Genomic DNA, 12270 nt, shown 5'->3' with positions numbered 1-12270 from the left:
CTACGGCTCAGATCTTGCCCGCGGCGAACGTGGCCGCCGCGCCCGCGTCGGAGGTGTAACCGAGGTGGGCGAGGACGTCGGTTCCGCCGTTCTGGCAGATGGGGTCACCGTTGGCGCAGAAGTCGATGGTGCGGCTCCGGTAGGTGCCGGTGACGCTCTTGCCGAGGGCCCGGATCGGGTTGCCGAACAGCAGCACCGCGGCGACTCGCGGCGCGAGCGCGGCGGGGATGGTCGCCACGATCGGACTGCCGACCACCGCGCCGTCGCTGCTGATGCCGATGGAGTTGTCGACGACGTTCGTGCCCTGCGAATAGCCGACGAGAATGAAACGCTGATTCGGACAGGCCGCCGCTTGCGCGTTGACGTGGTTCACCACATCGAGGTTTCCCGTCGCGGCGGACGTGAGGGAAAGGTCGGCGGGATAGTTCACCGCATAGCTGGAGAGCGACTTTCCGGTGATTTTCTGCTGGAGCGCGGAGAACACCGGGTCGCCGACGATCAGGCCGAGTGTGCCCGGCTCGAAGGTGCCGCGGGCCGCCACCACATCGAGATCCGAGCAGGCGGCGGCCGATGCGGCGGGTGCGGAGAGGGTGGCGAGCCCGGCCCCGCCGGCCAGCGAGAGCGCGGCGAGGCATAATCGAATACGCATGGGAATCCTTTGAGGGTGGGGCGCGTGCAGCGCCTGTGGAAAGGACTCTCCCGAAGGTATTCGCGTTCCCATTACCAGTGTTATGGACGGGAATTCAGAAACCGTCTCTGTTTTTGTCGGCTCGTGAGTCGCGGTCGCTTCATGAGTCCCGCTCACCCTCCCGCAATTCCGCCGAACGCAGCGCGAGGATCAGATCGAGCCGGGTTCCCGGGTCGTGCAGGGAAGCGCCGAAGAGCTTCTCCAGCTGGCGCAGGCGGTAGCGGACCGTCTGCGGGTGGATATGGAGCCGGGCGGCGACATCGGGGACGTTGCTGCCGCTGAGCAGCCAGGCCAGCAAGGTCTCGGCCAGCCGCGGACGTTGACCCTCGGAAGCGGCGTCGAGCGGCGCCAGGGCCCGCAACTCCAGTTGCGCGAGCAGCGGTTCGTCGCTGTGCAGCAGCAGCGTCGAGAGATGGTCGGCGCACAGCACGACGCCCTGCCGGGGCAGCACCCCGCGACCCATCAGCCCCAGCGCCCGCGTGGCCCAGTGCAGGGACCGCGCGGCCTCGACGACGGGGACCGTGGGACCGATCGCCGCAGGGCGTCCGCCCAGGCCGAGGACGAACGACCGCCCGCCGAACCGGCCGTAGCCCTCCGGATCGGGCACCAGCACCCGCGGCGGCCGTGACTCCATGTCCGCCAGCGCGCCCGGCATCGCCGGCGGCCGGTCCTCCGCACGCGGGTCCGCCGGGCCCGCCAGCGCGATCACGGCGACCCGCGACGGCACTCGCCACCGCGCGCCGTGCGCCAGGTCCTGCAGCGTCTCCGGTGCCAACGGCCCCTCGCCCAGCAGCAGTTCGAGCAGTTTTCGACGCCGCCGCTCCACCTCGCCCGCGCTGCGGGACCGCGCCTGCGCGTACCCGGCGGCGGCCGCCTCCGCGACCTCGTGCACGGTCCGGAACGCCAGCTCGCCCAGCGCGGCCACCACCGCCGAATCCAGGCCGAGTTCCTCCGCCGTACGGCCCATCAGCCGCCAGGCGTGCAGCCCGCCCACGCGAATCGCCGACTGCAACGCCTCCAGGCTGCGGCCCTCCAGGGCCTCGCCGCGCCCGAGTTCCTCGTAGTACGCCGCCGCCATCGCGGCGTTCTGGCCGTGCGGGTCCGCGATGTGGTCGACGAACAGCGTGAGCGCCTGCACCACCCCGGACCTGAGGTTCTCGCGGTAGGTCCCGTCGGTCGGCCGCGCGTACTCGGGCACCTGACTGCGCACCACCTCCTCCACCTCGCTGGAGACGGCGGCGAGTTGGGCGCGCAGCAACTCGGCCAGGTCGGGGGGAACCAGCGCGGTTCCGGGCTCGGTGGGTACTCCGCGCGGGGTGGGGACAGCCACGACGGACACTCCTTTCCCCCGGAGGCGGCTCGCCCACGGACCGTTGCCCGTGGGACGAGGGGGACGTCCCGTGTTGGACGGACGTTCCCTGCGCTCCGTTCCGTGCCCCGGCTGCACCGACATCACTCCGGCAGCCCCAGCGCACCGGCGAGCATCGGCCACGAGGCGGTGAACTCCCCTTTCCAGTAAGCCCAGCTGTGTCCACCGCCCGAGTAGAAGTGCGTCGTGACCGGAATCCCGAGCAGCGCGAGAACACCGGCGAAACTGTGCGCGGAGGGCCACAGCAGACTCTCCAACGCCTCCGGCAGCCAGTCGCCCGAACCTCCCACCACACCACTGCCGTTGGACACGTACAAGGGCGTCCCGCGCAGCCCGCCTGCCTGTGCGCGCGGATTGAAGACGCGCCAAGTCAGCGCGTCCAGCAGGGGATTGCCCCACAAGGACAGCGGCGCCAGACTCTCGCGGGCCACGATCGCGTCCACCAGCGAGGGCACCCCGGGCGCCGTGGTGTCGAGGATGCCGCTGTACGACGCGGCGGCGGTGAACGCCCCCGGGTGACGGGCCGCGTGCGCCATCGCGCCGTAGCCCCCGGTGGACACCCCGGCGACGGCCCGCACCCCGGACGCCCGGTAGTCGCGGGCCAACAGCGCCGGAACCTCCTGGAGTTGGAAGGTCTCGTAGTCCGGGCCGGACCGCCAGGCACTCGGGATGCCGGTGGGACCCGCGTCCGGCATCGCCACGATCAGGTCGCGGCCCTCGGTGAACGCCTCGATGTCCGTCTCCCGCGTCCAGGACGTGTAGTCGTCGTGCGCCCCGTGCAGCAGATACAGCACGGGATACGTCCGACCGGGCTGCGCGGCGAAGTCCGACGGCAGGATCAGCCGCACCGGCGCGCTGCGTCCCAGCGCGGGCGAGGACACGGACAGGTCGAAGGTGCGCGCCGAGACCTGGGTCGCGGCCCGCGCCCGGCCCACTGAGACCGTGGTGCCGAACAGCGCGGCCAGTCCCGTGGCCGCCGTGGCCCGGGCGACCGTACGGCGGGACAGGCCGACGGGGGATTGGTGCGGCCGGTCGGCGTTCGGGGACGTTCCGGCAGGGCGATGGCAGGGCATGGCGGCTCCTCAGTCCGGTTCGGCGGGTCCGCCCGGCGAGGCGAGCACCCGCCGCAGATGGGCGGCGATCTCGTCGACGTACGGCGGGTCGAGCAGCGACAGGTGATGGCCCGCCACGGGTACGACCGTCAGCCGCGAGCACACCTCGCCCCAGCCGAGCGCGTCGTCGTCCCGTTCGTACGCCGGGTCGCGCACGGTGTGCGGAGCCGGTTCGGTGGCCCGGTACAGGACCACCCGGCCGTCGTACCGTCCCGGCCGGTGCGCCTCGCCGATCCGCAGATCCAGGTACGAGGCACGCTGATGCTCCAACGCGGCCGGCGGCACCTGCACGGCCTCGCGCAGGGTGCGCAGCACGAGGTCGATGCGCTCGTGGTCGTCGTCCATCGCCACGAGTTCGTCGTAGGGCAGCGCGAGTTGGACCCCGTAGGTGTCGGCGATGTGCCGGGCGAAGCCGGTGAGGTGGGTACGGACGCGGTCCGGCCGGGGGAGGGGACGTACGGCATCGATGAGCGCGACGAGTCCGACCTCCCGCCCGGACGCGCTGAGTTGACGCGCCGTCTCCTGGGCGACGAACCCGCCGAAGGACCAACCAGCCAATAGACAGGGCCCGTCGGGGTGGGCGGCGATGATCTCCTCGGCATAGCGGCGCGCCTTCTCGGCCACGGTGCGGGCGTCGTCGATCCGGTCCAGTCCGTGCACCGGACGGTCGGCGCCCAGGTGTTGGGCGAGCGCGCGGTAGACGTCGGTGGTTCCGCCGGCGGCGTGGAAGAGGAAGAGCGGGGGGTGTGTCGAGTCCGTCAACTGGCCCACGCGGTCAGCCAGTTCGGCGAGCGTGGTGGCCTCGAAAAACTCGCGCAGATGCAGCTCGACGCCGAAGTCGCGTTCCAGGGCGGTACGGACGCGGACGGCCATGAGGGAGTCCAGGCCGAGGTCCGTCAGTGCTGTGGTGGGGGTGATACGGGCCGCCGGATGACCGGTGACGGTGGCGATGTGGTGGCTGAGGCGAGCGGCCACCGAGTCCTCCGGGAAGGGGGCTGGGGACGGCTCGGCCCAGCGGTGCGCGGCTGTCGCCGCGATGGGAGTCCGGCCGTCGTTCCACCAGTACCGGACATGTCGCCAGCGTGGTGCCGGGAGGTCGATGACGCGGCCGGACGGCAGCGGCAGGTCCAGTCCCGCCGCGTACAAGGCGCCCAACTCCGAGAGGAACGCGGGAGATCCGGCCGCGTCGCGGTGCAGCGTGCCGAGGATGAGGGCGCCGGGCACGTTGTCGGCGACGGCCCGGGCGAGGACCGGATGCGGCGAGATCTCGACGAAGGCGGTGTGTCCGTCGGCAACGGCGGCGGCGAGAGCCCGGTCCAGGCGTACCGGCCGACGCAGGTTGGCGGCCCAGTGCTCGGCGTCGAACTCGCAGGCGCCGCGCGGCTCGTCGAGGACGGTGGAGTAGACGGGAGTGCGCGGAGACCGGCCCCGGACGTCCGCGAGGGCGTCGACCAGCTCCGGCAACAGCGGTTCCACCTGCGGTGAGTGCCCGGCGCCGACGACCCGCATCGCCCGGGCGGCCCGCCCTCGCTCCTCCAGCCCACGCACCAGCCGGGCTACGGCCATCTCGTCACCGGTGACGACCTTCTGCCGGGGCGAGGAGTGCACGGCCACATGAACACCCGGGAAGTCCCGCTCCAGAGTGGCCAGTTCACCGTCCTCCAGGTCGACCACGGCCATCGCGCCACCCTGCAGGCGCCCGAGCAGCCGAGCCCGTACGGCGACGATCCGGGCCGCGTCCGCCACGTCCAGCGCGCCCGCGCAGACGGCGGCGGCCACCTCACCCAGGGAGTGACCGATCACGGCGACCGGCTCGACGCCGTACGACCGCCACACCTCGGCGAGCGCCAACTGGACGCCGAACAGGACCGGTTGGGCGACCTCCAGCCGGTCGAGATCCCCGGCGGAAGCCAGGTGCTCCTGGAGGGAGAAGCCGAACACGTCGGCCACCTGCGCGTCGAGTTTCCCGACGGCGGCGGCGAACGCCCCTTCCTCCAGAAGGAGTTGGCGCCCCATGCCGGTCCACTGGCTGCCGTACCCGGAGAACACCCACACCGGACCGCGCCCCACGAGATCACGGTCGCCGGTCACCACCCGAGCGTCCTGGCCGCCCTGCCCCAACGCACCGAGAACATCGGCCAGTTCGTTCCCGCTACCCGCGACGACCGCGGCACGTACCGGCCCGCGTCCCGCCCGACCCGCGAGTGTGCGCGCCACATCGGCGGGACGGGCGGCGCTCCCTTCGGGCGTGCGGAGCCACGCGGCGATACGGGACGCGGTGTCGCGGACCCGCTCGGTGTCGACGTCGGAGAGGAGATGGAGGCGAGCGACGGGCTCCTCGACCCGGAGGGTGCCGGGCTCATCGACCGGGAGGAGCGCGGGCCGCCATTCCCCCAGTACGGCATGGGCGTTGGTGCCGCCGAACCCGAATCCCGAGACGCCGGCGGTGGCCGTACCGCCGTAGCGGGGCCAGGGTTCGGGCTCGGTGACCACGCGCAGCCGGCCGTCGTCGAGGGTGTCGCCGTGCAGCGAGGGCGGGACGAGGTCGTGGTGGAGGGCGAGGACCGTCTTCACCAGGCCGGTGATGCCCGCCGCGGACTCCAGATGGCCGAGGTTCCCCTTCACCGAGCCGAGCAGCAACGGCTGTTCGGGGTCACGGCCCGCGCCCAGCACCGCACCGAGAGCGCCCGCCTCGATCGGGTCGCCGAGCGGGGTGCCGGTGCCGTGCGCCTCGACGTAGTCGACGTGGGCCGGGGTGAGTCCGGCCCGTGCGTACGCGCTCGTCAACAGGTCTTGCTGGGCAGCGGGGTTGGGGGCAAGGAGACCATTGGAGCGGCCGTCGGAGTTGACCACGGTCGCCCGGATGACCGCGAGCACGCGGTCGCCGTCCCGCTCCGCGTCGGACAGCCGCTTCAGCAGCACCGCCGCGCAGCCCTCACCGCGACCGATGCCGTCGGCGGCCGTGGAGAAGGGCTTGCAGCGGCCGTCCGGGGCGAGCGCGCCCGCCCGCTGGAAGGCGACGCCGACGACGGGGGACAGCAGGACGTTGACCCCGGCGGCGATCGCCGTGTCGGTCTCGCCGCCGCGGAGGCCGACGCAGGCCTGGTGCACGGCGACCAGCGAGGACGAACAGGCCGTGTCCACCGCCATGTTGGGCCCGCGCGTGTCCAGCACGTACGCCAGTCGGCCCGCCGTCACACTGAGCGCCGCGCCCGCCGGGGCCCAGGGATCGACGGCTGCGGCGTCGGCGCCCGTGAGCTGTCCGTACTCCGGGGCCGAGACGCCGACGTAGACGCCGGTGGCCGTGCCCGCCAGGGCGGTGGCGGGCACGGCGGCATGGTCGAGGGCCTCGCGGACGACCTCCAGGAGAATGCGCTGCTGCGGGTCCATCACCGCGGCCTCGCGCGGGGTGATGCGGAAGAAGTCGGCGTCGAACCCGGCGATGTCGTCCAAGTACCCGCCGTACAAAGGCGCTTCGGGGGGCGGGAACGCAGTGAAGTCGCCCCATCTGTCCTCGGGGACACGGCCGATCGCGTCGACGCCGTCGATGAGCAGCCGCCAGTAGTCGGCCGGACCGCGCACGCCGCCCGGCAGTCGGCAACCGACGCCGATGACCGCGACGGGTTCGCCGGGTGTCACCGGTGCGGGGTTCTCCCGTGTGACACGTGTCGCCGCCGTACCGCACACCCGCTCCACCAGCGCGTCCACGGTCGGCGCCTCCCACAGCAGGGTCGCCGGCAACTCGTGGCCCGTCAGCGAGGACAACTCGCCCGCCAGCACGACCGCTTCGCGCGAGGACATGCCGAGGTCGGCAAGTGGTCGGTCCGTGGGGACGTCGTCGACCGGGGTGCCGTTCCACTCGGCGACCCGTTGCGCGATGCGGCGCCGCAGCAGCGATCTCGCGTCGGCGGCCGTCATACGACGGTCTCCGCCGCGTACGCGCCCTCCAGGTACCGGGTGCGGGTCAGGGCGCGCGACACCTTGCCGCTGGTGGTGCGGGGCACGGTGCCCGGCGGCACGAGGACGACATCGGCGAGCCGTAGCCCGTGCCGGGCGGAGACGGCCGCGCGTACGGCACGTGTCAGGGCCGGTACGTCGATGTCGGCGAGGCGGATGGTCCGCGCGTGCTCGGCGACGACGACCACCCGCTCACCCGCGCCGCCCGGCACCCCGAACGCGGCGAGCCGGTCGCGCCGTACGGCGTGATGCGCGTCCTGGGCGGTGGCCTCCACGTCCTGCGGATAGTGGTTGCGGCCGTCGACGACGATGAGGTCCTTGAGCCGGCCGGTGACGATCAACTGCCCCTCCAGGACGGTCCCGAGGTCACCGGTGCGCAGCCAACTGCCCGGCACGTCCTCGCCGAGCGCGGCGTCGAAGACGTGCCGGGTCTGCGCGGAGTTGTTCCAGTAGCCGCGGCCCACGTTGGGACCCTGCACCCAGATCTCCCCGACCTCCCCCTCGGCCAGCACGGCATGGGCGAGGGGATCGACGACGCACACGCGCTGACCGACCGGCGTCCCACATCCCGCCAGCAGCACGGCTCTTGGGTCATCCGGCCGCGCGGGCAGGGCCTTTCCGGCCGTGAGGGCGTCGCGGTCGAGGGCGAACCTGCCGAGCAGCCGGCCGGGCCGGGCGGCGCTGACGAAGACGGTGGCCTCGGCGAGCCCGTAGGACGGACAGTGCGTCTCCGCCGCCAACCCCTGTGCGGCGAACGCGGCGTGGAAACGGTCGGCGGTGCCGGGCCGGACGGGTTCGCTGCCGTTGATCAGCGCGGCGATCCCGTCCAGCCGCAGCCCCTCCTTCTGCGCCCCGGTGACGGCGGAGGCGCAGTAGTCGTAGGCGAAGTTGGGCGCGGCGCTCAACGCCTGCGGATGCGCGGCCAACAGCCGTAGCCAGCGCACCGGTTCGTGCAGGAACGCGGCCGGATCCATGAGCACCGACAGCAGACCGCGGACGACCGGGGCCGCGACGCTCAGCACCAGCCCCATGTCGTGGTAGAGCGGCAGCCAGCCCACGCAGGTCATCGGATGCGCGTCGGCACCGTAAGCGGCCAGCGCCTGGCGGGCGTTGGCGACGACGTTGGCGTGGGTGATCTCCACGCCGGCCGGGGCGCGGGTGGAGCCGGAGGTGTACTGGAGGTAGGCGGTCGCGGACGAATCGGGCGCGGGTGCCCGCCAGTTGAGGGCGGCGGAGTCAGGGACCCGATCCGCCGCGAGGACCGGCACATGGACGCGTTCGCAGAAGTCGGTCACCTCCGCGAGGACGCGCCCGGTGGTCACCACGACGGAGGGGCGCGCGTCGCCCAACACCCCGACGAGCCGGTCGCCCTGTCCCGGCAGACCGGGCGGATACAGCGGTACGGCGACGGTTCCGGCCGTCAGCGCCGCCAGGAAACCGGTGATGTAGTCCGTCCCCTGCGGGCACAACAGGGCGACCCGCGCACCGGGTTCGGCGTGCTCGGCGATCCGGGCGGCCAGTGCCCGCACGCGCAGGTCCAGCCGCTGCCAGGTCAGCGTGCGGTGCACACCACGGGAGTTGGCGGCCGGATGGTCGACGAAGGTGAACGCCCGGCGGTCCGGGGTGAGTTCGGCCCAGTGCCGCACGTACTCGGGCAGAGTCCGGTACGCGGGCGCGAGCGGGGGACGGCGGCTGTCCATCGGGCGTGGCTCCTCACATCGCGGAACAGAGCGGTCAGAGGGGTCGGAGCTGACAGGGCTGGCAGGGCAGTCGGTGCGGTCAGAGCGGGATGTTGCCGTGCCGTCGCTCCGGCATCGGGGCACGCTTGCCGCGCAGCGCGCGCAGGGCACGGCCGACGTGGGCGCGGGTGTCGCGCGGGGCGATCACGTCGTCGACGTATCCGCGCTCGGCGGCGAGGTACGGCGTCCCGTGCGTGGCCTCGTACGCGGCGACCAAGTCGGCCCGCAGCGCCTCGGGTTCGGCCGAGGCGGCGAGTTCGCGGCGGTGCAGGACGCCCACGGCGCCCTCCGCGCCCATGACGGCGATACGCGCCGTGGGCCAGGCGAGGTTGAGGTCGGCGCCGAGGTGCTTGGAGCCCATCACCGCGTATCCGCCGCCGTACGCCTTGCGCACCACCACGGTGACCTTCGGGACGGTCGCCTCGGCGTACGCGTAGAGGAGTTTGGCGCCGCGCCGGATGATCCCGCCCCGCTCCTGGCGCACGCCGGAGAGATAGCCGGGGACGTCGGCGAAGGTCAGCAGCGGGATGCCGAACGCGTCGCAGAACCGCACGAACCGCGCGGCCTTCTCGGAGGCGTCGATGTCGAGGACACCCGCCGAGTGCAGCGGCTGATTGGCCACGACCCCGACACTCGCCCCCTCGATCCGAGCCAGCGCACAGATGATGTTCGGCGCGAACAGCTCCTGCACATAGAGCAGTTCACCGTCATCGACGACCACGTGCAGGACGTCCCGCATGTCGTAGACCTGCCCGAGCCGGTCGGGCACCACCGTGTCGAGCGGGGCCCCGTCGGCGACGGAACCGGGCGCGAACTCCGGTGGCCGCTCAAGGTTGTTGGCGGGAAGGTACGACAGCAGCTCGCGGACGGTGTCGAGCGCGTCCTCCTCGTCGGCGGCCAGGAAGTGGGCGTTGCCGTTCACGGAGTTGCTGGTGCGGGCGCCGCCCAGCTCCTCGGCGGTGGTGCGTTCGCCGGTGACCGCCTCGATGACGTCGGGGCCGGTGACGAACATGTGCGAGGCGCCGTCCACCATCACGGTGAAGTCGGTGATCGCGGGGGAGTACGCCGCGCCGCCCGCGCACGGGCCCAGGACGACGGAGATCTGCGGGATCACCCCGGACGCCTTCACATTCCGGCGCACCAACTCGGCGTAGAGAGCGAGCGAGTTGACGCCCTCCTGAATACGGGCGCCGCCGGAGTCGTTGAGTCCGACGACCGGGCAGCCGGTCTTCAGGGCGAGCTCCATCAGGGCCACGGTCTTCTCGCCGAAGGCCTCGCCCATGCTGCCGCCGAAGACCGTGGAGTCCTGCGCGAACACACAGACCGGCCGACCGTCCACTGTGCCGTATCCGGTCACCACCCCGTCGCCATAGGGACGTCGAGCCCCGTCCCCGACGGCCCGGGCCCGCACGAACCCACCGGTCTCCGCGAACGACCCCGAGTCCAGCAGCCGTTCGATCCGCTCCCGCGCACCGAGAGCGCCCTGTCTTCTCGGTGCGGCCGCAACCGTCGCCCGCGTCCTGCGGAGTGCCAGGTCGGCGATGCGTCCGGCGGTACGGTCCGCCGTATCTGTCACTGCCGTCAGGGATGTCGTCGCCTCTAGCGTCACAGCCACCTCCGAAGTGGTTCTCGAATATGGCAGTGATCCGCGAGCGGGCCGAGGGATCCCCGTTCTGTTTGCGGGAGTTGAGTCCCGGGCGACGGAGGTTCGTCCTGAGGTGACAACGGATCGGCGAGGAGACGGCGAAAGGTGCGGAGCGCGGTGCTGACGGTCGGCGGGAGAACGGGGTCAGGAACAGCAGTCCGCTGTGCCGCGTGTGCTGGTTCGAGGGAGCGCGGCGGCGTCGGCGCTGGCGGTCGGCCCGGAGCCGGTCCTCAAGGGGCGGCTCGGCACGCGGAGTTCACCGCTTGCGGCGTAATTCGCACACGGGCGTGACGATCGGCTCTGTGCCGAGGGCCGACCCGCAGACGCACGTTCACCCCGACCCGCCGCCCGCGCCCTGCGCCCCCGGCAACGCCCGTGGATGCACCGGAAACAAAGGCCCCACTCCCACCCCGCACAACTCCAGCGCAAGCTCGCAGAACATCGCGTTCGCCCAGCCGAACCAGTCCCGGGTGAACCGGCCGGGTGCGTCGACATGGAAGCTCTCGTGCATCAGGCCGGTTCCGGCGGTGGTGGCGGCCAGGGTCTCCAGGGCTCGCGCCGCCTCGTCCGCGTCGCCCGTGAGACCGGCGGTGGCGATCGCCAGCGGCCAGACGTGGCGGTCCGGCGTGTGCGTGCTGCCGATCCCGGACGCGTAACTCCCGCTGAAATAGGAAGGGTTGCCCTCGGAGAGTGCGAAGTGGCGAGTGGCCCGGTACAGCGGGTCCTCCGGCGCGCACCAGCCGCTCAGCGGGAGGCTCAGCAGGCTCGGGAGGTTGGCGTCGTCGCAGAGCAGCGCGGCGCCGAGGCCGTCGACCTCGTAGGCGAGGACCCCGGTGCCGTCCAGGGAGGCCACCCCGTGTGCCAGAATCCCGGCGTCGATCTGGTCCGCCAACCGGCAGGCCTCATGGGCGAGTTCGGTGTCGTCCAGCACCGCCGCCGCCAGCTCGGCCAACCCGTGCAGGCTCGCCGACGCCAGCGCGTTGGCCGGCACCGGATAGCCGTAGGCACACGCGTCGTCGCTCGGTCGGAAGCCCGACCAGGTCATGCCGGTCCAACCGACCCGCCCACCACGGCCGTTGAGGGGAAGAGTGTCTCCGGCGAACGGGCCGGACGGCCGGACGAACCGGTAGGGCGAGTCCGCGTGGGACTGCTCCGCCCGCCACAACCGCACGATCAGCCACGCGGCGCGATGGAACTCCTCGTCGAGATGGTCCTCGCGACCCGTCGCCCGCCGGAGCGCGTACGCGAGCTGCAACGGCGCGCACAGGGAGTCGAGTTCGTACTTGCGCTCCCACACCCAGTCGCCCGGCGCGGGACGGTCGACGGGTTCGCCGTGCGCGCCGGTGGGGCCGTCGTTGAAGGCGTTGGCGTACGGATCCAGCAGGACACAGCGGATCTGGCGGCGTGAGACGGCGGCCAGGGCGTCTCCGACCTCCGGGTCCGTCGCCACGGCGAGATAGGGGCGGACCTGCGCCGTGCTGTCCCGCAGCCACATCGCCGGAATGTCGCCGGTCTTGACGAACACCTCCGGGCCGTAGCCCGACGGAGTGCCCCAACTCATCGACGTCGTCCAGGTGTTGGTCAGACACCCCTCGACAATGCCCCCCGCCGGACCACCCCGCAACTCACCCGCCAGCCGACGCCCGAGCGTGCTCAGCGACTCCGGAACTGCCCACACTGTTCCGGATGTTGATCCGGGAAACGTTACCATCGCACCTCTTGACTCCCTCATGTGGCGTGCGCCACGGTGTGATCGCCAG

7 protein-coding genes are annotated in these 12270 nt (G+C 72.3%); all 7 read right to left on the bottom strand.

Annotated elements, in window-relative coordinates; translation table 11 throughout:
* Positions 1–7: 7 nt before the first annotated feature.
* Positions 8–649, bottom strand: a complete 642-nt coding sequence (locus ACIRRY_RS14825; protein WP_403972114.1) for a cutinase family protein — start codon at positions 647–649, stop codon at positions 8–10.
* Between the two features lie 139 nt (positions 650–788).
* The gene (locus tag ACIRRY_RS14820; protein ID WP_403972112.1) at positions 789–2018 is read right to left on the bottom strand and encodes a PucR family transcriptional regulator; all 1230 of its coding nucleotides are present in this window, start codon (positions 2016–2018) and stop codon (positions 789–791) included.
* 122 nt (positions 2019–2140) lie between these two features.
* Positions 2141–3130, bottom strand: a complete 990-nt coding sequence (locus ACIRRY_RS14815) for an alpha/beta hydrolase (RefSeq protein WP_403972110.1) — start codon at positions 3128–3130, stop codon at positions 2141–2143.
* A gap of 9 nt (positions 3131–3139) precedes the next feature.
* The gene (locus ACIRRY_RS14810; RefSeq protein ID WP_403972108.1) at positions 3140–7087 is read right to left on the bottom strand and encodes an acyltransferase domain-containing protein; all 3948 of its coding nucleotides are present in this window, start codon (positions 7085–7087) and stop codon (positions 3140–3142) included.
* A complete protein-coding gene (locus ACIRRY_RS14805; RefSeq protein ID WP_403972106.1) occupies positions 7084–8826 on the bottom strand; it encodes a fatty acyl-AMP ligase in 1743 nt (580 codons plus the stop codon). The genes ACIRRY_RS14810 and ACIRRY_RS14805 overlap by 4 nt, the downstream gene beginning before the upstream one ends.
* Positions 8827–8905: 79 nt before the next feature.
* Positions 8906–10441, bottom strand: coding sequence for an acyl-CoA carboxylase subunit beta (locus ACIRRY_RS14800; RefSeq protein WP_403972104.1), 1536 nt, complete (start codon positions 10439–10441; stop codon positions 8906–8908).
* A gap of 400 nt (positions 10442–10841) precedes the next feature.
* Positions 10842–12188: a glycoside hydrolase family 125 protein gene (locus ACIRRY_RS14795; protein ID WP_403972102.1), complete on the bottom strand. Its 1347-nt coding sequence runs from the start codon at positions 12186–12188 to the stop codon at positions 10842–10844.
* Between the last annotated feature and the right edge of the window lie 82 nt (positions 12189–12270).

Source organism: Streptomyces sp. NPDC101776 (assembly GCF_044766845.1).
In the GTDB taxonomy this organism is placed as follows: Bacteria; Actinomycetota; Actinomycetes; order Streptomycetales; family Streptomycetaceae; genus Streptomyces.
This window is presented reverse-complemented; position numbering and strand designations above follow the sequence as displayed.

Excerpts from the sequence above, each read along its gene's own strand:
- ACIRRY_RS14815 (WP_403972110.1), bottom strand. The coding sequence starts at position 3,130 with ATGCCCTGCCATCGCCCTGCCGGAACGTCCCCGAACGCCGACCGGCCG.
- ACIRRY_RS14805 (WP_403972106.1), bottom strand. The coding sequence starts at position 8,826 with ATGGACAGCCGCCGTCCCCCGCTCGCGCCCGCGTACCGGACTCTGCCC.
- ACIRRY_RS14825 (WP_403972114.1), bottom strand. The coding sequence starts at position 649 with ATGCGTATTCGATTATGCCTCGCCGCGCTCTCGCTGGCCGGCGGGGCC.
- ACIRRY_RS14810 (WP_403972108.1), bottom strand. The coding sequence starts at position 7,087 with ATGACGGCCGCCGACGCGAGATCGCTGCTGCGGCGCCGCATCGCGCAA.